The sequence below is a fragment of the Vibrio sp. 10N.222.49.C9 genome (assembly GCF_041474985.1).
GTDB classification, from domain to species: Bacteria; Pseudomonadota; Gammaproteobacteria; order Enterobacterales; family Vibrionaceae; genus Vibrio; species Vibrio crassostreae_C.
In genome coordinates this window covers 1-20,367 of record NZ_JBFRVD010000058.1, presented here as the reverse complement: position 1 = coordinate 20,367, position 20,367 = coordinate 1, and the positions used below count along the sequence as shown (strand labels likewise).

At 45.1% G+C, this 20,367-nt stretch carries 19 protein-coding genes; 11 read left to right on the top strand and 8 right to left on the bottom strand.

Annotation, left to right across the window (positions count from 1 at the left end; translation table 11 throughout):
• Positions 1–34 precede the first annotated feature (34 nt).
• Positions 35–1,819, bottom strand: a complete 1,785-nt coding sequence (locus AB4585_RS20255) for an SgrR family transcriptional regulator (RefSeq protein ID WP_136979405.1) — start codon at positions 1,817–1,819, stop codon at positions 35–37.
• 602 nt (positions 1,820–2,421) lie between these two features.
• Between AB4585_RS20255 and rimK the strand changes: the two genes are divergently transcribed.
• A complete protein-coding gene (gene rimK, locus AB4585_RS20250; protein ID WP_004740040.1) occupies positions 2,422–3,327 on the top strand; it encodes a 30S ribosomal protein S6--L-glutamate ligase in 906 nt (301 codons plus the stop codon).
• 32 nt (positions 3,328–3,359) lie between these two features.
• Positions 3,360–3,788, top strand: a complete 429-nt coding sequence (locus tag AB4585_RS20245) for a RimK/LysX family protein (RefSeq protein ID WP_004740039.1) — start codon at positions 3,360–3,362, stop codon at positions 3,786–3,788.
• Positions 3,789–3,934: 146 nt separating this feature from the next.
• Here the strand turns inward: AB4585_RS20245 and AB4585_RS20240 are convergent, their stop codons facing one another.
• Positions 3,935–4,723: an MBL fold metallo-hydrolase gene (locus AB4585_RS20240; protein ID WP_017060570.1), complete on the bottom strand. Its 789-nt coding sequence runs from the start codon at positions 4,721–4,723 to the stop codon at positions 3,935–3,937.
• 369 nt (positions 4,724–5,092) lie between these two features.
• On the opposite strand from AB4585_RS20240, the gene AB4585_RS20235 reads away from it, so the two are divergent.
• The 3 genes from AB4585_RS20235 (at position 5,093) to AB4585_RS20225 (ending at position 7,524) form a co-directional block, all read left to right on the top strand.
• Positions 5,093–5,695, top strand: coding sequence for a 2OG-Fe(II) oxygenase (locus tag AB4585_RS20235; protein WP_019824666.1), 603 nt, complete (start codon positions 5,093–5,095; stop codon positions 5,693–5,695).
• Positions 5,696–5,906: 211 nt separating this feature from the next.
• Positions 5,907–6,626 carry a glycerophosphodiester phosphodiesterase family protein gene (locus AB4585_RS20230; protein ID WP_136973833.1) on the top strand — a complete coding sequence of 240 codons (720 nt, stop codon included), beginning with the start codon at positions 5,907–5,909 and terminating at the stop codon, positions 6,624–6,626.
• A 160-nt stretch (positions 6,627–6,786) separates the two neighbouring features.
• Positions 6,787–7,524 (top strand): sulfite exporter TauE/SafE family protein, encoded by a 738-nt coding sequence (locus AB4585_RS20225; protein ID WP_050645840.1) that lies wholly within the window; start codon positions 6,787–6,789, stop codon positions 7,522–7,524.
• Positions 7,525–7,628: 104 nt separating this feature from the next.
• Here the strand turns inward: AB4585_RS20225 and AB4585_RS20220 are convergent, their stop codons facing one another.
• Together AB4585_RS20220 and AB4585_RS20215 are read right to left on the bottom strand one after the other, a co-directional pair.
• On the bottom strand, positions 7,629–8,402 hold the full coding sequence (locus AB4585_RS20220; protein ID WP_017064906.1) for a murein L,D-transpeptidase family protein: 774 nt from the start codon (positions 8,400–8,402) through the stop codon (positions 7,629–7,631).
• Between the two features lie 2 nt (positions 8,403–8,404).
• Positions 8,405–8,887: a GNAT family N-acetyltransferase gene (locus AB4585_RS20215; RefSeq protein ID WP_136973835.1), complete on the bottom strand. Its 483-nt coding sequence runs from the start codon at positions 8,885–8,887 to the stop codon at positions 8,405–8,407.
• Positions 8,888–9,106: 219 nt separating this feature from the next.
• Between AB4585_RS20215 and AB4585_RS20210 the strand changes: the two genes are divergently transcribed.
• The 3 genes from AB4585_RS20210 (at position 9,107) to grxB (ending at position 11,390) form a co-directional block, all read left to right on the top strand.
• Positions 9,107–10,087 (top strand): Gfo/Idh/MocA family protein, encoded by a 981-nt coding sequence (locus AB4585_RS20210; RefSeq protein WP_017060561.1) that lies wholly within the window; start codon positions 9,107–9,109, stop codon positions 10,085–10,087.
• A 164-nt stretch (positions 10,088–10,251) separates the two neighbouring features.
• Positions 10,252–10,410, top strand: a complete 159-nt coding sequence (locus AB4585_RS20205; RefSeq protein ID WP_004733064.1) for a hypothetical protein — start codon at positions 10,252–10,254, stop codon at positions 10,408–10,410.
• Positions 10,411–10,757: 347 nt separating this feature from the next.
• Complete coding sequence (gene grxB / locus AB4585_RS20200; RefSeq protein ID WP_372135113.1) at positions 10,758–11,390, top strand: glutaredoxin 2; 633 nt, start codon at positions 10,758–10,760, stop codon at positions 11,388–11,390.
• 159 nt (positions 11,391–11,549) lie between these two features.
• Here the strand turns inward: grxB and AB4585_RS20195 are convergent, their stop codons facing one another.
• Positions 11,550–12,383: a pyruvate, water dikinase regulatory protein gene (locus AB4585_RS20195; protein WP_017060559.1), complete on the bottom strand. Its 834-nt coding sequence runs from the start codon at positions 12,381–12,383 to the stop codon at positions 11,550–11,552.
• 178 nt (positions 12,384–12,561) lie between these two features.
• Between AB4585_RS20195 and ppsA the strand changes: the two genes are divergently transcribed.
• Positions 12,562–14,934 (top strand): phosphoenolpyruvate synthase, encoded by a 2,373-nt coding sequence (gene ppsA / locus AB4585_RS20190; RefSeq protein WP_372170731.1) that lies wholly within the window; start codon positions 12,562–12,564, stop codon positions 14,932–14,934.
• A gap of 103 nt (positions 14,935–15,037) precedes the next feature.
• Here the strand turns inward: ppsA and AB4585_RS20185 are convergent, their stop codons facing one another.
• Positions 15,038–15,829 carry a hypothetical protein gene (locus tag AB4585_RS20185; protein ID WP_372170728.1) on the bottom strand — a complete coding sequence of 264 codons (792 nt, stop codon included), beginning with the start codon at positions 15,827–15,829 and terminating at the stop codon, positions 15,038–15,040.
• A gap of 66 nt (positions 15,830–15,895) precedes the next feature.
• Positions 15,896–17,251 carry a serine hydrolase gene (locus tag AB4585_RS20180; protein WP_102394183.1) on the bottom strand — a complete coding sequence of 452 codons (1,356 nt, stop codon included), beginning with the start codon at positions 17,249–17,251 and terminating at the stop codon, positions 15,896–15,898.
• Positions 17,252–17,343: 92 nt separating this feature from the next.
• On the opposite strand from AB4585_RS20180, the gene AB4585_RS20175 reads away from it, so the two are divergent.
• Both AB4585_RS20175 and AB4585_RS20170 read left to right on the top strand, forming a co-directional pair.
• The gene (locus tag AB4585_RS20175; protein WP_372138129.1) at positions 17,344–18,318 is read left to right on the top strand and encodes a helix-turn-helix domain-containing protein; all 975 of its coding nucleotides are present in this window, start codon (positions 17,344–17,346) and stop codon (positions 18,316–18,318) included.
• Positions 18,319–18,580: 262 nt separating this feature from the next.
• Positions 18,581–19,915, top strand: coding sequence for an MATE family efflux transporter (locus AB4585_RS20170; protein WP_372170725.1), 1,335 nt, complete (start codon positions 18,581–18,583; stop codon positions 19,913–19,915).
• Positions 19,916–20,023: 108 nt separating this feature from the next.
• On the opposite strand, the gene AB4585_RS20165 is transcribed toward AB4585_RS20170, so the two are convergent.
• Positions 20,024–20,257 carry a phosphonate metabolism protein gene (locus tag AB4585_RS20165; protein ID WP_010428389.1) on the bottom strand — a complete coding sequence of 78 codons (234 nt, stop codon included), beginning with the start codon at positions 20,255–20,257 and terminating at the stop codon, positions 20,024–20,026.
• Positions 20,258–20,367 lie beyond the last annotated feature (110 nt).

Here is a 20,367-nt window from a genome sequence, read left to right as displayed (position 1 = left end):
CGAGTTAACTTAGTTATTTAGCTAGTCAGAAAGGTTAATCAGCAGACCATACATTCTTGAAATCTGGCCATCCCCAGTTGGTGATGGCTACGTTTTTAAGAATCCCTTGGAAACGAACGGTCTGTAAGTGATGGAACATAGGCACTAACCAATAATCTGAGATCAGAGTAGACGCGATAGGTTCTAGCTCTGCCAAGTAATTAGGCAGTTCCACGGATGCTTTATGACTATCCAAGCGCTGCTTGAGCCAATCGCTGTTCATCTCTCCTAAAGCAGAGTGCAAAACAGGATCGTTCATCATCCACGAGAACAGCGAAGACGGAGCATTGTCATCGAGGTTCAAGTTACACAGCACCAAGTCCTCCTTTAACTCGCCACTCTGAGATAACTGAGCCAATTCTCGAAAACTGTAGGTGTTCACCTCAACTTCCACACCATATCGTTTGAGTATGTCAGATACGCAAATCGCACATCGATACAACGCATAATAATCGTAAACCGCTATACTCATCTTTTTCGGCAGTTGTGTCTCTTTCGAAGGCGTTCGATACAATTTCTGCCAACTTGGCAGTATATTTTGAGCTAAAGAGACACTAAACAGACCCTTGTTATGTTCCAACTGTGACAAAATCGCTTGTGGGTTGGTCAGTTGTGAAAGGTATTTGCGCTGCTCATTATTTAGTGGGTTAGCCGCTGAGTTCTGATTGAACAGGATAAACAAGCATCCATCCTCGACTCGGCTACGAAGGCCGTCTGTGTCTGCTGAAACAAGTTCCGCATCGCTTTTCCCTAATTGATGGAAACAAGAAGAATTTCCATAAGGCGATACGTGCATTTGGCTGTCATCGAAACGAGCAGTGCCCGTCATTGATTCCTCAAACTGCCAGATAGTCACCTCATCGGTTAACGAGCGGCAACCATAATAGTGTTCAAATGCGGCAAGCTTGATTCGTTCATTATTGGTCTCAACCACTTTGAAGGGGCCGGTTCCAATCACAGCATGAGAGACCGAATTTAATGGCGATGGCTCTCGTGTGACTTGCGCAGCAGGTTGAATCGAATACTTAACGCCAGCCAATAAGCCCGCGAACCCGGTGTCTGCTTTGGTGAGTTGAAAGCTGATCCTCAATGGCTGTTCACTGTAGATGGAAGAAACATGATCTAACTCAGCTTGATAGAAAGGCAGAGCTTGTAAAGCAGTAAACAAAGCAACCAGCTGCTTGGCATCAACTGGCTGACCATCATGAAATGTCAGACCGGGGCGCAGATAGAAAGTCCAAACCAGTTGCTCAGTGTCATATTCCCAATGGTGAGCTAGTTCAGGCTTTAACTCACCTTTACCATTACACGTCACTAGGCAGCTAAACACCTGTCTGATCAAAAATCGTTCGCTACTGCGGTGTATATGGTGCGGAAACAAATCCTCAAACTTACGCTTATAGGTTAATTGAACGTGCAGCAGCCCTTCACGCATGGTCGCGCCGGAAGTTTCTTGCAGTAAAGAACCAAACACAGCGCGGTCATTATCCAATATGGAAAGTGCTTTTTCGTACTTGCCCTGCTCTATCAGTTTAATTGCAACATGCTGCGCCAACTCTGAATTGCTAAAACGCAGTGTTAAGTTAGAGCGTTGATTCCTGCCAACTTTTGGCTCCCACACCACCCATTCAGCTTGATGCATCTTACCAAGTAAAGTTCGAGCGTGACGCAAGCTTGTAAACAGCATATCCGCTACTTCGGCTAGGGTGACTGAATGAGAAATGTTTGGCTCGAACGATTCTAGCCGCGTGTAGTAACGCATCATGTTTAGATCAGACAAATAGTGAACCTTTTAAAGATAGCTCTTCCTAATTAAGCTCATTATAAAACACATTCATCAAAAAGTAGTGTAATGCGACCAAAACAGGAACAACCAATAAAAATACCATCTGTTTTTTAGTTCCTCTTAATTATCCATAATGAACGGGTCAGCAACAAACCATAGGTTGTAAATAAAGCCTAACCAGAGAGAGTAATGACCATGAGAAAATACTATCTTAACAAGCTAAAAAGCACCTGCAGTAAGCTCGAAAGAGAAGCACTACGAACACTTTTAGATCTATGTAACTGGCGTTATTAGTACACTTTTTAGCACCGAGTAAACGCGAGTTGGGTACAACCTAATATGCTCCTACCCCCAATATGAGTTAGGTCTCAACTCGCTTTTCCATTCCAATTCCCCTCTCAAGCCTGCTGTACCAATAACTCACACAATCGATAAATTTCCGTTGTCGACTCGACAAATTTAATTCGTTTTCTTAGTTGAACGAAAAGCCTTAAGGTTCGCCCCGAAGCAAGCAAGGAGCCTCAGAAAAAACTGAAAGCTCAGCTAACAACTCATTTATTTGCAGTTACCAATCAGGTATTAACTAAGGAAACGCCATGCGTATCGCAATTCTTTCTCGCAACGAAAATCTATACTCTACCGCTCGTCTAAAGCAGGCTGGAGAAGCACGTGGTCATCAGGTCGATGTTATCGACACGTTGCACTGTGATATAGATATCGCGAGTAACAATCCGAAGATTCGCTACATGGGTGAAGAGCTACCTCAATACGATGCTGTTATTCCACGTATTGGCGCTTCCATTACCTTTTACGGAACTGCGGTTGTTCGCCAATTCGAAATGATGGGCACTTTTTGTATCAATGAGTCAGTAGCAATCAGTCGTTCTCGCGACAAACTGCGCTCACTACAACTGTTGTCTCGCAAAGGTATTGGCTTACCAAAAACAGGTTTCGCTAGCCGCCCAGACAAAATTCAAGACCTGATCAAAAACGTAGGTGGCGCACCACTTGTGATCAAGCTACTTGAAGGTACTCAAGGTATCGGTGTAGTTCTAGCTGAAACAAACAAAGCAGCAGAAAGCGTTATCGAAGCGTTCATGGGTCTAAAAGCGAACATCTTGGTTCAAGAGTTCATTGAAGAAGCAAATGGCGCAGACATCCGTTGTTTTGTTGTTGGCAACAAAGTAATTGCTGCAATGAAGCGTCAAGCTGGTGAGGGTGAATTCCGCTCTAACCTGCACCGTGGTGGTACTGCTCAACTGGTTAAACTAACCAAAGAAGAGCGCGCAACAGCAATCAATGCAGCGAAAATCATGGGACTAAACCTATGTGGTGTAGATATTCTACAATCTAAGAACGGCCCAGTGGTAATGGAAGTAAACTCTTCTCCAGGCCTAGAAGGCATCGAGAAAGCAACGGGTAAAGATGTAGCAGACATGATTTTCGAGTTCATCGAGAAGAATGCAAAACCAAACGCTAACCGTACTCGTGGCAAGGGCTGATTGAATACCGATAACTCATGATTGGAAAGAAAATGAACAATAAAATGATCATAGGGAATACCGAAGCACTTTGCTTACCAGAGTTAGGGATAACTGGACTACATACACGTGTTGATACAGGGGCTAAAACCTCTTCTCTACACGTAGACAATCTACTATGTGTTAAATCAAATGGTGAGAAATTCGTAGAGTTCGACCTTCACCCAGACGTTTATCACCTAGAAGAGACGGTGCGCTGCAAGGCGAAACTGAAAACAAGTAAGAAAATTAAATCATCTAACGGCGAAGTTGAACACCGTTGCGTGATTGAAACCATGCTAAGAATCGGTGGCCAACAATGGCCGATCGATATCACGCTAAGCAACCGTCAAGACATGACTTACATGATGTTGCTTGGACGTCAAGGCATGAGTGACAAAGTGATTGTTGACCCTGCGGGTGAATTCCTGCTGACTCACTAATCCGAGTCATCGTAGCCGCTCCACAGGTTATAACTAAAGCTACTCACAACGATATAAGGCCAGTCTCATGACTGGCCTTATTGCTATCTATTTTTCTATTTCTACTTTCAGCTCTGAATACACGACTTTGCATTCAAGCTTCTGATCTATTTCTTCGATTTACCATGAGATTGAAAACCAAATCGCCCAATCGATAAAAGTAATTTCTTGGTTTTGATTTTCGTCACTCGCCAATGTGTAACAGGCCTTCTTGGGGCACTCATCAACAGGTGTTCAAAAGCCTTCTGACTGAAATCGACTTGCCCACCATGCGCCACCAGCAAGGTATCGAGCTGCATGTCATAAATGCGCGATACAGACGCTCGATACTTATTAGGGTGAAAGATAGGAAACGGCGGAATCAGCTTCTTCTTAACCTCGACCATTAAATCGGCCACATAAGCCACGCTGTGTGATGGGCAATAGACCGAGAGATCACGGTCGGTATGGCCCGGTGTTTCAAGAACCAACCAATCATCAAACCCTGGAATACTATCCCCATCAGACAGCTTGTAGTCCGGCTTTAACTTTCTTGAATACCATAGGTTTGCTTTAGGCTTGCCTAAGCGGTTCGCCATCCACCTAGCAAGCGCTAAGTCGGTCAGGTGCATCAAAATGCCATCGATGCCGTGATACCAATCTTTGTCTCGGTTTGCTGCCACCAAGTTACAGCTCGTGAGCTTTCTGAGCTTGTGCGCTGCCCCTGCATGGTCAGGATGCATGTGTGTAACAACCACAGTATGTAGGTCGCTAAATTCACGGCCAAGCTCATCTTCAATGAAAGCCCTAAGATGAGGAATATCCGCACGGCACGCACCATCAAGTAACAGCAACCTATCTGGGTACTCTACGAGATACATGTCTTGGATATAGCCTTTGATGGTATGCAGCTGCAAAACCGCTCCTTGTGATAAAACAACTGGTCAGACCTATACAATAGCAAATTCAACTTCAATTGTGATCATTTTGTTAAAGACAACAATCTAAAACCGGATAGAGAACCCGAATCAAGATTTCTATTGGTATTCACTCAATTACTCAATTCCAATTCAACTCAGTGCACAGGAACAAATTCCAAAGATTGCCATCAATTTCATCCGATATTTTTCAGCATTATCGAATGCCCGCATTGCCGTAAACCTTACTCTATAGGCCTTGCTACTCTAGCCTCCACATGTTTTATCGTGACGACAAAACATGTGATTTGTTGGCCTGAGTTATTAGGACTATATATGCGCCTCTAATTTATTGTCTGAGTGCTATACATGAACCAATTAATCGATGCTCTTTCTACCCAAGGTTATTTCGTTTGGGATGACTTCTTAACTCAAGAAGAAGTGGTGGCATTGAGGGATTGCATTCCAGAGAACTGGAAAAAGGCTAGGATTGGCCGTAACGATGAAGTAACGCGAGAGTCGACCATTCGTAGTGACAAGATTCAATGGGTGCGCCGCGATATGGGTCAGCCAGCATCTCTGTTCCTAGACAAAATGGAACAAATTCGTTTAGCGGCAAACCAAGCGTTCTTTTTGGGTCTGTTCGAGTACGAAGCGCACTTTGCTAAATACGAAAAAGGCGACTTCTACCAGAAGCACTTAGACTGCTTCAAAGGCAATGAGAACCGCCGTCTGACTACCGTGTTCTACATGAATGACGAGTGGACAGAAGAAGACGCAGGTGAGCTTGTAGTTTACGACCTACAAGACAATCACATCGCAACCATTCCGCCAAAATCAGGTCGTCTGTTTGTGTTCTTATCTGAGCAGTTCCCACACGAAGTTCTGCCAACCAACACAGAACGATTCAGTATCGCAGGTTGGTTCCGTATCAACGGCGTGAAAGACAACCAACTCGATATCGCACACTAAAGCGAGGTTCGGGTCAAAGCCTCATCTCATCCAAAGCCTCTCCACTCGAGAGGCTTTTCCTCTTAGTACTGCTAGGAAAGTACTAAGAGGAAAATATCACTTTTATGAGCCGAATCCTGTGTAGAGACTCTTGCCCAGCAATTACTCTGGCGTATTCGGGAAAACTGATATTTAATAAATATTTACGATGCGCATTCAAGAAGGATTAATTATGTCATCTATCATCGTAGGTCACCGTGGTGTAGCGGGTACTCACCCAGAAAACACCAAAGCAAGTATTGAACAAGCCGCTAAACTTGGCTTGAAATGGATTGAAGTCGATATTCAGCAAACTCAGGATGATGAGCTTGTCGTTTGCCACGACCACACTCTCGAGCGCTGTAGTGATGGCAAGGGTCGTGTCGACGAACACACCCTTGCAGAACTGCGTCAGCTCGATTTTGGCAGTTGGAAGTCTGAGCAGTTCGCTGGTGAAAGAATATTGACGTTGGAAGAGTTGCTCGCGCTTGTTGAGCAGCATGATCTCAGCGTGAACTTAGAGATCAAAGTCGACAGTCGACATCAAGCGCCTCATGTCGTTGATTTGCTGCATACCGAGTTGATTCGTTCAAATCTAGACACCGACAGAGTGCTGCTTTCAAGTTTCAGCCATCAAGTGGTTTCTGAAATGGCTCTTCACCTGCCGAGATACCGCGTAGGTGTGATCACAGAGCAGCTGACTCAAGCCGACTTGATGTTGATTGACGAGGTTAAAGCGTTCAGCTGTCACATGAACTACGAGCATGTGAATCAGAGCGATCTTGATACACTCAGTGAAGCAAATATTCAAACTTGGTGCTACACAGTAAACGATCCCTCTCACTTCAAATTCATCTCAAAAGTAGATGCCGTATTCACTGATCTTCCGAATCAATTTACCTCTATAAATTGACCAAGCGAATACTGCAAAAACAACCCCGAGAGACTTTAAAATTAACTCTCGGGAAACCTTAAAATTAGGTAGCAAACACAAGTGAGTAGGAGTACATTCCGCTACTCACTTGGTTTCATTAGCTCGCTCTATTTAGACAGCTTCATTGGTTACTTAATTTATGGATCTCATTTTTAGTCCAACCTTCCCAATTTTGGGTGCAATCTTCATTTTCGCCGCTATTGTTCGTGGCTTCTCAGGTTTCGGTTTCACCTTAGTGGCATTGCCATTAAGTGCGTTATTCGAGCCTGTTATCGAACTGGTTCCCGTCTTCATGTTGATCGATCTCCTAGGCAATGTTCAATTACTGCCTAAAGTTCGAAAGCACGTTAACTGGCGCTGGGTTTTAAAGGTGTTTATCCCTTGTTTTGCCTTCACACCAGTCGGCCTACTTCTGCTTAAATCCGTTAGCCAAGACACGATCATCTTGATCATCAGTGCCTTCATTTTTGCGTCTGCGCTTATGATCTATAAAGGCTTCCAGTACAAAAGCGAACCTAGATTTGCTCCCTATATTCTAGGCAGCCTTGCAGGTGTAATGAACGGCGCGGCTTCGATGTCAGGACCTCCAATTGGCACTCATGCATTGGCAAGCCCAGTCGCTCCGCACATTGCTAGAGCCGGACTGATAGCCTTCTTTGTATTGGCTGATTCCACTGCGTTTGTTTCGGCATCTATCGCTGGGTTAGTCGACCGCGATGTAGTTTGGCTGACTCTCGCGCTTCTACCAAGCAGCATGTTTGGCGGTTATGTGGGTTCTAAACTGTTCGAAAGATTTGGTGGAGCGAAGTTTAAGCCAGTCACCATTGCATTGCTGATTGTGATTGCAATATTCAGTGCAGGTCGAGTCTTACTGTAACGGCTTTAGCGTTTAATTTTGGACGTTGCTTTTACGAATTGGTTTCGCGAATTGATTGCGCTAATTGACTGCGGAAAGTGATTAAGAAAACTGGGTACCAATGACTACCATTCGATATGGATAGGGGTACCCATTTTTACAAGTTGGAGAAACTCATCCATATCTTGATTGGTTAACGCGATACAGCCATCCGTCCAATCAAAACTTTGAATAAAGCTCGGCGAACGACGCTCGCCGTTTTTGATGCCATGGATTTTGATGTTTCCTCCAGGATCTACATCATTTTGCTCTGCCCATTGCATATCCGAAGGTTGCGGATAGTTAATATGTACTGAGCGATAAAAGTCCGACTCTTCCATCACATAATCGAGCTGGTATTCCCCTTCCGGCGTTCGGTTGTCCCCTTCAAAGCGTTTATGCCCTTTCGGTTGTTTGCCTAGCGCAATACGAAACTCCTGAATCACCTCTTCACCTTTTAGCAGATACATCCTACGTTTCGATTTATCGACTTTAACTAACGTAACCACTTGCGACAGCGAATCTATCTCAGATGCGCTATCCGGTACGTTGTAAAACTGTCGAGAGGAACTTTGAGGTGGACGTTTCGATGACCCTTGAGAAAACTGAGCTACCTTTTCATCAGGGCTACTGTTAAGAACATCATCCACAATAATCACATGCTCGGAGTTTGAGCTCGTGGAAGAGGTTGAGTTAGATGAAGACGTTGAGACACGTTGAGAATGAGCCGGTGCAGACTCGAATACGATGGTTTCGATAGCGGTCGCGTCAGAGACTATTTTCTCGACCACGACTTGCTCAGCATTCGCGTTCGAAGCCACAAACAGTAAACACAGTGATAAAGGTAGAAACAGACGCACCTTTAGATCTCCTCAAAACGCATGGACATGGTTCGTGACTGAGTTTCCATTCCTAACGACTCATAGAAACCCTGAGCTTGTTGGTTAAACTCCATTACCTCCAACCTAAGTTCTATCGCTCCTCTCGCCTGCGCCCATTGATTAAAAGACTTCATTAACGCTCGACCAGCACCTTTGCTCTGAACCTGATCGTTCACCACAATCGTATTGACCCTTGCCACCTTGTGCGGCTGAATAAAACTGACGCCTTTGTTCTGCGTTACCTTACCCGCTAAAAAGCCAACGACTTGCTTGTCGTCTACTGCAACCAAGAAAGCGACAAGTGGGTCAAGCATCAAACCTAACCAATACTCTTCACTGTCGGCCAAGCCTTGTGACGCTGGTGCAAATACCATAGGCGCACCAAGATGATGTTGACGGTTTATCTGCTCAGAGAGCGCTAAGATCGCGTTAATATCAGTTACCTTGGCCGTCCGGATTTGCATATCATCACCTTGTTTGAATTCAATAACACCTTAGCAAAAATGGCTTAGTTGTGCACCGTTACACTGGTCAACTCAGACGCTCTGTGAAGGCTGAACATTAATATTAGGCACTATGTTTAGGGAAATTGTTCCGTAAATCTCAGGCACATTGCCAGCCGTTGAGTGCTACTATCTCTACAGAATCAATATACTAACGACGACTAACGACTGGATACCTATATGATTAAGTTTGCTGTAATTGGAACCAATTGGATTACACAAAAGTTTGTTCAAGCTGCGCACGAATCTCAATCGATGCAACTTGCTGCGGTTTACTCTCGAAATCTAGACAGCGCGGCACAGTTCGCCCAAGAATTTGACGTTGAAACCACGTATGACTCACTCGACGCATTGGCCAATGACAACACTGTAGAAGCCGTGTACATCGCTTCCCCTAACTCACTGCATTGCGAGCAATCTATCTTCATGATGGAACACGGCAAGCATGTTATCTGTGAAAAGCCGGTTGCATCAAATATTGATGAAGCAACACGCATGTTCGAAGTCGCTGAGAAAAACGGTGTGGTGCTGTTTGAGGCGTATAAATCTCAATTCCTACCGAACTTTAAGCAAGTTCAACTTGGGTTAGAAAAGATTGGCAAGGTACATAAAGCACACATCAACTACTGCCAGTATTCATCGCGCTACCAAAAATACCTAAACGGCGAGAACCCAAATACCTTCAACCCAGCTTTTTCTAACGGCTCATTGGTCGATATTGGCTTTTACTGTGTTGCCGCGACAGTCGCGCTATTTGGCAAACCTGAAAACGCACAGGCTTCTGCAAAGCTACTTGATTCAGGTGTCGATGCTCATGGCTGTGCGATCTTCCAATACCCTGAGTTTGATGTGACCCTTGCGCACTCCAAAGTCAGCGACTCTTATGCGCCAAGCGAGATCCAAGGTGAATTAGGGGCGATCATCATCGATCACATCGCTGAATGTACTGACGTTAAGATCCGCTACCGCGATGGCACGGTAGAAAACCTTACTCAAGCACAAAGCGAAAACTCCATGAGTTACGAAGCGCAGGCCTTTGCTAGCTGCATTGCTGGCGACAACGCAACACAAGCGCAGGCCCAACTGCGCGCTTTAACGGTTGCGAAGTTAATTACAGAGATGCGCCAACAAGTTGGTGTAGTGTATCCAGCGGATAAATAACGTCACAGCGTAAGTTAACAAACTGATTTTTAATACATAATTATTTATACATAACTGAATTTAATCTTTACGACAAATAACCGGATTAGTTGATTGAGGTCCCATCTGTTTAAATCCGCGTTCGATATCTATCGTATTTATTTAATTTATTGAAGGTGTGTAAAGTGTTTTCAGTTGATGATCGCGTTGTAGCAACAAAAGGTGTTGAACTAGGTGAAATGGTAGTAACTGGCCTAAGTGCTGGTGGCGGCTACGTTCACGTTACAACGGTAGAAGGCGCAATGACGCTTACTTACCCAGCGCAAGATCTTAAAAAAGCATAGTTTAACCACTCTGCCCTTTTAGTAGTCACTCTACTAAAGGTAACAAAATTGAGGCTTTGGCTGACTTCACTCTTCTGCATTAGAGTAAGCAGCCAGAGCCTTTTTTATGCCTGTAATTTACCCACTAGCTTTCTCATTCGCTTACTCGTTACAATAAAACCGCACTCAACTGACAATAGAATTAGGCAACGAGTTTCTACACTAAGTGCTTATTCCCATCGTTCTCTTGATATCCCCGAGCACTTAATCGCAGTGAATAGTTCTTGTTAACAAAGGCTTATTGTCTGCGAAAGTTTCTGGTACATTAGCATCATCTTATACTAAGAAAGACCCGAATGAGGGAAGCTATGAAGCTTTACATTTACGGCCACTGCCCTTTCTGTGCAAGAGTCTCCTACATTGCTCAATCGCTAGGCTTGAACATTGAGCTTGTTTCTGTCGATTATGATGATGCCCAAACCCTTATCGATCTGATCGGTAAAAAGATGGTGCCCGTCTTACAAAAAGACGATGGCTCTATCATGGCAGAGAGCCTAGATATCATCGCGTACTTCATGGACTTGAAATCAAGCGATGAGCAGCGTGTGCCATCTGAGCAAGTGACTGTGTTCCAAACTCGCGCATTCCCTCTTACTCAACAGATTGGACGCCCACGTTGGTGGAACCTCGACTTGGCTGAATATCGCTCTGCTGGAGCCAAAGAAGCTTGGCGTGCCAGTAAAGAGACCGAAGGTTTTAACTTTGAAGAACTGTTAGAAAAGACGCCTCAGTTCGTTCAACTGATTAACCCATTACTGAAAGATGCCGAACTCTTACTGGATCTAGAGAATGGTGAGTCATCACTGCCTCTAGTCGATCAAGCGGTGTATTTCTCGATGCTTCGTGGCTTTTGCGTAGAACCAAGCATCACATGGCCACCAGCACTTGAACGCTGGTTAGAAAAGAAAAGTGAAACGCTAAAGCTGTCTTTACTTCGCTAGAAAGCTATCTCGATTAAGAAAGCAAGCTCTGATTAAGAAAACAAGCTCTGACTCGCAAGCGACTACAACGAGCACAAACAAAAAATCGAAGCTCTCAGGTGTAAACTGCGAGCTTCGATTTTCTTTTATCTGGCCATTCTATTTCTCTAAGGCTTTGTCTTACAGCAGACGCCTTCTCAAACCTGTTCGCTCCAAGATTCGTGTCGAAATTTCTTCAACCGATAGTGAAGAGGTGTTGATGTAAGGTATCGCTTCTCGACGGAACATCGCCTCTACCGTTTGCAATTCATACAAACATTGTGAGTCACTGGCGTATTCGCTGCCTGCTAAGCGGTTCTCACGAATTTCAGTGAGCCTTTCTGCATCAATGGTCAAACCAAACAGCTTATGTCGGTAGATCTCAAACTCTGGCAACAGCTTTAAGCGTGCCAAGTCATCGTGGATAAATGGGTAGTTTGCTACGCGTAAGCCAAACTGCATCGCCATATACAAACTTGTTGGTGTTTTGCCACTTCGAGAAACACCCAACAAGATGATGTCGGCTTCTTCCAGCCCTTTTAGCGTGATGCCATCATCATGCGCGAGCGTGTACTCAATCGCAGCAATACGGTCGAAATACTTCACCGAGTCCTTGTTTACACTGCGTGAGCGCTGCAACTTAGGAACAGGCGCCATCTGAATGTCATCCTGTACTTTCTGCACGATGCTCTCTAACACGTCATAACAGTGCGCGGGCGCTTCTAGCAATTTGGTTTTGATATCAGGTATCACAATCGAAAAGAACACTAGCGGTTCTAATCCGGTATCACGATACGAAATTTCAATCTCTTTTAATAAATCAGAAAGTTTGTCCTCACTTTCCACAAACGGAAAGGTTTTTTCATTGGCTTTAAAAGGGAATTGACCTAGAACAACATGCCCTAAAGTCTCACATGTTATGGCCGTTCCATCAGAAACATAGAATACATCACGACTTTGGATATCAATTTGCATTTTTTATTTAATGTTTAAAATTATTTTGAGTAGGATGGGAACCATAATATATATAACGAAACCCTGCTGACTATTACGTCCCCCACAGCTTTAAAAAATAATTTACATTTTTTTAAACTGATACGTAATCGTTTGCCTTTAAATCCCTACAATGCTTGCTATGTTTCTGGAGAAATAAATGCAAAATAATACCCTATGGTTCAATGGCCTATCCATGGAAGATGTCGACAAAGTCGGCGGTAAGAACGCCTCACTGGGCGAGATGGTTTCTAACCTGTCCAATGCTGGTGTTTCTGTACCTAATGGTTTTGCTACCACCTCTTATGCGTTTAACGACTTTCTTGATTACAAAGGTCTTGATGAGCGCATTCACCAACTACTTGATGAACTTGATGTTGAAGACGTTGACGCCCTGCGTAAGACAGGTGCAACGATTCGACAATGGGTTCTAGATGCACCCTTCCCAGAATCACTAGAGCAAGACATCCGTGAGAACTACCGTGAGCTAATTGAAGACAACGAAGAATTGTCTGTAGCGGTTCGTTCATCGGCAACCGCAGAAGATCTTCCAGATGCTTCTTTCGCAGGCCAGCAAGAAACCTTCCTTAACGTGAAAGGCATCGACGCGGTACTCGAAGCAACCAAGCACGTTTACGCGTCACTGTTTAACGACCGCGCTATCTCTTACCGTGTACACCAAGGCTTTGACCACCGTGGCATTTCATTGTCTGCGGGTATCCAGCGCATGGTTCGCTCAGACAAAGCCTCTTCAGGTGTGATGTTCACGCTTGATACTGAGTCTGGCTTCGACCAAGTGGTATTCATCACCTCTTCTTGGGGCTTGGGTGAAATGGTTGTACAGGGCGCAGTGAACCCAGACGAGTTCTACGTTCACAAGCCAATGTTAGAAGCGGGTCACTACCCAATCGTTAAAAAGACGTTTGGTTCTAAGTTGATCAAGATGATCTACTCGACCAATCAAGAAATCGGCAAGCAAGTCGATATCATCGACACCGACACTCAAGAGCGTAACGAGTTCTCACTCAACGATGAAGAGATCAAAGAGCTAGCAAAACAAGCGATGATCATCGAGAAGCACTACCAACGTCCAATGGACATTGAGTGGGCGAAAGATGGCATCGACGGCAAGCTTTACATCGTTCAGGCTCGCCCAGAAACCGTATGTTCTCAAAGCGATCAAAACGTTATCGAGCGTTACGAGCTAAACAATAAGGCGGATGTCTTGGTTGAAGGCCGCGCTATCGGTCAGCGTATCGGCTCTGGCCCTGTTCGCTTGGTTGATTCTCTAGACCAAATGTCACTGGTTCAAGAAGGCGACGTGCTGGTAACTGACATGACAGACCCAGACTGGGAACCTGTGATGAAGAAAGCGTCTGCGATTGTGACTAACCGTGGTGGCCGTACTTGTCACGCTGCGATCATTGCTCGCGAGCTTGGTATCCCAGCGATTGTTGGTTGTGGTACAGCAACAAGCAGCCTAAACGATGGCGATACCGTGACAGTGTCATGTTCAGAAGGCGAAACAGGCTACGTTTACAACGGCGAACTCGATTTTGAAATCAAACGTTCTGAGGTTGATGAGCTACCAATGCTACCAACCAAAGTAATGATGAACGTGGGTAACCCAGATCGTGCCTTCGACTTTGCACAAATCCCGAACGAAGGTGTTGGCCTTGCTCGTCTAGAATTCATCATCAACAAGATGATCGGTATTCACCCTAAAGCGCTGCTTAACTTCGATGCACAAACGGATGAGCTAAAAGCGGAAATCAACGAACGTATTCGTGGCTACAAAGATCCTATCGATTTCTACGTAAGCAAATTAACAGAAGGCATCGCGACTATCGCTTCTGCATTCTGGCCTAAGCGTGTGATCGTACGTATGTCTGACTTTAAGTCGAACGAGTACAGCAACCTAGTCGGCGGTAAAACGTTTGAACCGCATGAAGAGAACCCAATGCTGGGCTTCCGTGGTGCATCTCGTTACATCTCACCAGTATTCGAAGACTGTTTCGAGCTAGAAACTCAAGCGATCAAACGTGTTCGTAACGAGATGGGTCTTAAGAACGTTGAAATCATGATTCCATTCGTTCGCACGCCAAGCGAAGCAGCATCGGTTATCGACATTCTGGCTAAGTTCGACCTACGCCGTGGCGACCAAGGTCTGAAAGTCATCATGATGTGTGAGCTACCATCGAACGCAATTTTGGCTGATGAGTTCTTGAAGTACTTCGATGGCTTCTCTATCGGTTCAAACGACATGACACAGCTGACGCTTGGCCTAGACCGAGATTCAGGCGATGTGGCACACCTCTTCGATGAGCGTAACCCAGCCGTGAAAGCAATGCTGAAAATGGCGATCGATGCGGCAACCAAAGCGGGTAAATACGTGGGTATTTGTGGCCAAGGCCCATCTGACCATGACGACCTAGCAGAGTGGTTAATGGAGCAAGGCATCAGCTCTGTTTCACTAAACCCGGATACGGTTATCGATACGTGGTTGAAGCTAGGTAACGTTGTTAATAAATAAGTAAATAAGTAAATAAGTAACGCTTCACGCGGTACCTTAACGACAAAAGCCAGTCGCGTTGACTGGCTTTTTTAGGTTCTTTCCAAATTAGCTGGCTAGTGCGCTAGAAGTAGTATCTCACACCAACCCAAGCTTCGGTTTGCCAACCATTCGGCATTGACACACCTTTCACATCAACATCCGCTTTGGTAATGTCATAGCGCGTATTCAACCACCAAGTTCTTGCAGTGTTCATCGGCACATTTAACGATGTTTTAAATGAGAAGTTTTGCATGTCGATATCATCACCAGAAAGATCTTGCCACTCAGGAACCAAAGACACATAAGCGCCAGAGTCACCGAGATGCTTCGCGGTAATCAAACCAAGCGAGTACCCCGTTAAATCATCTTTAGATGAAGTGACGCCAGGGATCTCCATACTACCAGTCATCAGTCCTGCTCTTGGAAATACCAGGAATCCACCGGTATAAGCTGGATTAATCGCAACAACACCGCCAACCGACAATAAGTCATTTTTAATACTGTTGCGCGTATTAATATAATCTAATGAAAGACCCACTTTAGGCGTAGCTTTCGTCCCCGTTTCAAAGACGTGGAAGTACTGAATTCTAGAGTTGCTGTACTCTGTACCGAATTTGTCTGGATCGCGAAGTGCTGTGTTGCTTTCATCGACAAACGTCCCTTCGGCCATTAGGGCAAACTGCTGACCGTTTTCTAAACCGCCAGAAACTTGCCCTTGAAATTGGATATCTGAACTACCATTCAGCATCAATGCAGCTTGAGTATAAACTTTAGTGACATCAGCAGGATCGATAACACGTTCGGAATCTGAATCGGCATGTGCAGGAAGGGCTAGACCTAAACTCAACGGGATTAATAGAGCAAACTTTTTCATTATATCTCTCGAAAGTCGTTTGCTTCCTCCTTGAAGCCTGGAACATCCTGTTAGGTAATAAATAGATTACTTGTCAGCAAGTAGTTTTGCTGCCGAACGCATTAGTGCAGGGCCTTTATTCTCACCAAAACCTGAGTGGTATGGGTTGGTTGAGAACATCACACCCACAAAGTCACGCGCCGGATCGATGTAAATAAATTGGCCTAGGTTGCCGCTTTTCGACATCGCACCATCGTTGAAAATGAAATCAAACTGGTATGCGTTGTAGTCTGCTTTTTCGTTGTATGCGTGCAGTGAACTGCTCTCTTTACTAGTACCTACGAATGCTTTTGGATCACCGCCGTTGCGGATACGATCAATCACAGCTTGTGACACCACTGGCTCATCAGCCACCGCTTTCCAGCTAGGTGTAAATAGTGTTCCCCAGCGAGCCATATCTTCTACCGTTGATGAAACCAAGCCAACCGCGATCGCCATGCCATCTGGCGTCAAGTTGAATTGCATTGGTTGACGTGCGTGCACTTTTGACCAAACACGATCTTCGAATACTTGAGTCCAAGTTTTGTTTTCAACGTTTTCAACTAACTTAGTCAGCACCATGGTGTTGATAGATGCATAACGGAAGTGGTCACCGGCTTTTTCACCTGCGAGCTTTTGCGCGCCCTTAGCCACGTCCATCCAAGTTTCCATCTCACCCGTTTTTGCTCTTGGTGAGTTAAACGATGCCGCAAAGAAACGCACCACATCAGAGTCTGGGTTCAAGATAGACTCTAATGTCTCTTCATTGTCTAGCGCGGTCGACATGTTCAGAACTTGGTGTACTGTGATGCCATCCCAGTTCGTTCCTTTCAATTCAGAAACATACTCAGCGATCTCTTTTTCAGGGTCGACTTTGCCCTCTTCCACTAACATTGCGATCACTGTGCCAACCGTCGTTTTTGCTGTAGATGCCCAAACGTGCGTATCTGTCGGCTTCATACCTGGGTAAGCTTCGTAAACGATCTCCCCTTTGTGAATCAACATAAAGCCTTGGGTACGGAACTGTTCATCCGCCAAGTACTCATCCATTGTCAACTGACCTTTGCTTTCAGTATCAACTTTCAGTGCAGCGAGTCGTGGGTCGATATTTTTGACTAAAGGCTTGTACTCTTCGTTTGGAGCCGCCAGTGCCGTTGGTAGAAACTCACTCATGTGCATGTTGTAGTAAACGCTGTGGTCGCCGCCCATCTGCCAATGAAAGTTATTGAATAACTCACGAGCTGAGTCAGTAAAACTTGGGGTAAATGCTGTGCTCGCCTCTTTCACGGTCAAGGTAACTTGAGCACCTTCAACTTTCAGAGCTTCTTCAACTGGGTTTGCTGCAAGAGCAAATGATGATGGGGTCGCTAACGATACTAGAACGGCAATGTGTTTAAGTTTCATAATTGTTCTCCTGTTTGGGTTAGGAAAAGTATAGGGAGATGCGCTACACTTAATTAGGTCACTTGATGACATTTAATGGTAGGCACAAAACAATGAAAGCATCATCGAACACCACCAGCATACTGCTCACTTCGACCAGTAACATTGCTCCATATATTCAGTATTGTGACAAACATAGACTGGATTGGCGCACCGTCGCCGTTGCGTGCGGTCTACCCATTGAACTGACACAATCCAATCAATGGCTTCCTACACAAGACGTGATTCGCTTCATTCATGGCCTTGAGCGTAAGTTTGGCTATTCGATAGGGATTGAGGTTGGACGTAAGGCCTCTCTAGAGCAATTGTCATCTGAGCTAGACCGAAAAATTGAACAATGCACTTCTCTCGAGCAAGCGGTACGCTGCTTGATTACTGAAATATCGACCTTAAGTAATCACGTCACCATATGGACGGAAAAAAGCGATGGATTGTGGTGGCTGTGTCATCGAAGTTGCTATCACCCATCGACCTCAGGTTTTGAACAAGCAGAATGGTTTCGCGCCCTGACCGTGATTAGCCTATGCCGTAAGTTCATTGACAGTCGCTGGCAACCATCACACGCCAAGTTGGTCTCTAAGAACAACAGCGCACGTAAATTACCTAAGCATTTCTTTGATTCTGATATTCAGTTTGAAGAGCAATACGGTGCGTTCTCGATTCCGCTGCCCGATGATTATCGTGCCATTTCAGAACGAAATAGTACCCAAGATTGGCATCACGCTGTCGAGATATTAATAGACACCTATGCGACTCTACCTTGGTTCAATATTGAGTGGTTTGCGACCATGCTCGGCATGACAAAACGAACGCTGCAGAGAAACCTGAAGAGCAAAAACATTCTCTTTAAACAAGCCAAAGAACAAGTTCGGGAAGCTAAAGCAAAACAGCTACTTGAAGAGACCAACCTTTCTGTTCAAGACATCAGTTGGCAAGTGGGTTACAGCGACTTGAGTAATTTCAATCGTGCATTCAAAGGTTGGGTTGGAGTCACGCCACCAAGTTATCGGGATAAAGCGAAACATTAGAAATAGTCGAATGGAAAACCTTTAGACCCAATCCGCTAATATAAAACTCAGAAACAAGATACGACACCTTAAATTTCAATAAGCGAACGCATAAAGTTGCATTGCACAATGCTCACATACCGATGAAACTGTGCAAAGGTAATATCTATAGATTTAATGACATTTATTGGTATCGAGCTAACGTTACGTTATCCTTTACGCAATTCTTCATTGAATGGATTGTCACTACGACAAACCTACCTTCAAGACTGATAAGAGTGTTATGAATTCTACGACCGCAACTCCCTCGCCTTCTCTTGGCCGACAACTCTATACAATGACATGGCCAATGCTGTTTGGGGTGCTCTCCCTGATGAGCTTCCAACTTGTAGACAGTGCTTTTATTGGCCAGTTAGGCGTACTGCCGCTCGCGGTTCAAGGCTTCACGCTACCAATTCAGATGATCATTATCGGGATTCAAGTCGGACTAGGCATCGCGACAACGGCTGTGATCGCGAGAGCTATTGGGGCTAACGAGATACGCTATGCCAAACAGCTCGGCGGATTAGTCGTTGCGATGGGCAGTGTGAGTGTCGCGCTGTTCTCGGTCATCATCTATCTGTTGCGTGGTCCTATTTTACAACTCCTCGATGCACCACCGACGGTACTGCCGATCATTGATTATTACTGGATCTATTGGCTGGTAAGCTCTTGGACAGGCGCACTGCTCTACTTTTTCTACAGTGTGTGTCGTGCCAATGGTAATACCATGCTGCCCGGTTCCATGATGATCGCGACCAGCATCATCAACTTGATATTGGACCCGATTTTCATATTCACGCTCGACATGGGCATCAACGGAGCCGCGATTGCGACCATCTTGGCGTTCGGTGCGGGTATCTTTATCGTTGCTCCTAAGGTAACTAAGAAGCATTGGATGACATTCGACTGGCACGATCTTGATATCGGCAAGAGTATTCGTTCTATAGGAAACATCATGGGGCCTGCGATGATCAGTCAGCTACTGCCACCAGTCTCTTCGATGCTCGCCACCAAACTGCTTGCAGGCTACGGCACAGCAGCCGTTGCAGCTTGGGCGCTAGGTTCACGTTTTGAGTTCTTTTCGATTGTTGCAGTGCTTGCTCTGACTATGTCGATGCCACCTATGATTGGCCGAATGTTGGGAGAAAAGAACCTAGGGAACATACGTAGTCTTGTGAAGATTGCCGTGATGTTTGTATTAGGATTCCAATTGGTGATCGCACTAGTAACTTGGGTGTTCTCTGGCGGGTTGGCAAATCTCATGACCAGCGAAGACGAAGTCTCGACCATTTTGAACTACCACTTACTTATCATTCCTATCAGTTTAGGGCCGTTGGGTATCTGTATGCTGATGGTTTCTATCTCGAACGCGCTTGGTAAGTCTTATACTGCCTTAACGATATCAGCACTGCGCCTGTTCGCCTTCTTCTTGCCTTGCTTGTGGATTGGTTCGCAGCTTGCTGGTATTGAAGGCCTGTTCTGGGGTGCCATGGTGGGTAATGTGCTTGCCGGTACATGTGCTTGGTTTATGTACCAACGCGCACTTGGGCAAGTCGAGGCTAAGCTTTCTAATTAATCAGTTAGCGAACTAAACGGCTTGCCAGCTAAACCGCTATAAAGTTATTAAACGAAAAAGCAGCCACTTAGGCTGCTTTTTTAGTTGCAGACTTAAAATATATTGGGGTTAGACTTGCTCAAAGTAAGCCAAAAACTCACCGCAATCTTTTTGGAATGGTGGCAATATTTCTGCTAGTGTTTCATCATCCCAATGCCACCATTCAAAGCTTTCTAATCGCTCGGCATAGCTAGGAGCATCAAACCGAGGACGCAGTTGCCAAACGCAATCGAGTATGGCGGTACGCCTTAAGCAGCGGTTGCCAACGAAAACAATCAAGCAGTTCAGGCCCTGCATCAACATAAATGAGTTAATCATTCCATTGTATCAAAGTACTTCACCAGCCTAAAACTGCAGTACTTCAGTTTCATTCGGGACCATTTTAAAAGGAAGTTATACCAATTAAAGTAAAA

Bases quoted from the DNA above. Each gene is read 5' to 3' on its own strand.
- rimK (WP_004740040.1), top strand. From the start codon at position 2,422: ATGCGTATCGCAATTCTTTCTCGCAACGAAAATCTATACTCTACCGCT.
- AB4585_RS20245 (WP_004740039.1), top strand. From the start codon at position 3,360: ATGAACAATAAAATGATCATAGGGAATACCGAAGCACTTTGCTTACCA.
- AB4585_RS20235 (WP_019824666.1), top strand. From the start codon at position 5,093: ATGAACCAATTAATCGATGCTCTTTCTACCCAAGGTTATTTCGTTTGG.
- AB4585_RS20230 (WP_136973833.1), top strand. From the start codon at position 5,907: ATGTCATCTATCATCGTAGGTCACCGTGGTGTAGCGGGTACTCACCCA.
- AB4585_RS20225 (WP_050645840.1), top strand. From the start codon at position 6,787: ATGGATCTCATTTTTAGTCCAACCTTCCCAATTTTGGGTGCAATCTTC.
- AB4585_RS20215 (WP_136973835.1), bottom strand. From the start codon at position 8,887: ATGCAAATCCGGACGGCCAAGGTAACTGATATTAACGCGATCTTAGCG.
- AB4585_RS20210 (WP_017060561.1), top strand. From the start codon at position 9,107: ATGATTAAGTTTGCTGTAATTGGAACCAATTGGATTACACAAAAGTTT.
- grxB (WP_372135113.1), top strand. From the start codon at position 10,758: ATGAAGCTTTACATTTACGGCCACTGCCCTTTCTGTGCAAGAGTCTCC.
- AB4585_RS20195 (WP_017060559.1), bottom strand. From the start codon at position 12,383: ATGCAAATTGATATCCAAAGTCGTGATGTATTCTATGTTTCTGATGGA.
- ppsA (WP_372170731.1), top strand. From the start codon at position 12,562: ATGCAAAATAATACCCTATGGTTCAATGGCCTATCCATGGAAGATGTC.
- AB4585_RS20185 (WP_372170728.1), bottom strand. From the start codon at position 15,829: ATGAAAAAGTTTGCTCTATTAATCCCGTTGAGTTTAGGTCTAGCCCTT.
- AB4585_RS20180 (WP_102394183.1), bottom strand. From the start codon at position 17,251: ATGAAACTTAAACACATTGCCGTTCTAGTATCGTTAGCGACCCCATCA.
- AB4585_RS20175 (WP_372138129.1), top strand. From the start codon at position 17,344: ATGAAAGCATCATCGAACACCACCAGCATACTGCTCACTTCGACCAGT.
- AB4585_RS20170 (WP_372170725.1), top strand. From the start codon at position 18,581: ATGAATTCTACGACCGCAACTCCCTCGCCTTCTCTTGGCCGACAACTC.
- AB4585_RS20165 (WP_010428389.1), bottom strand. From the start codon at position 20,257: ATGTTGATGCAGGGCCTGAACTGCTTGATTGTTTTCGTTGGCAACCGC.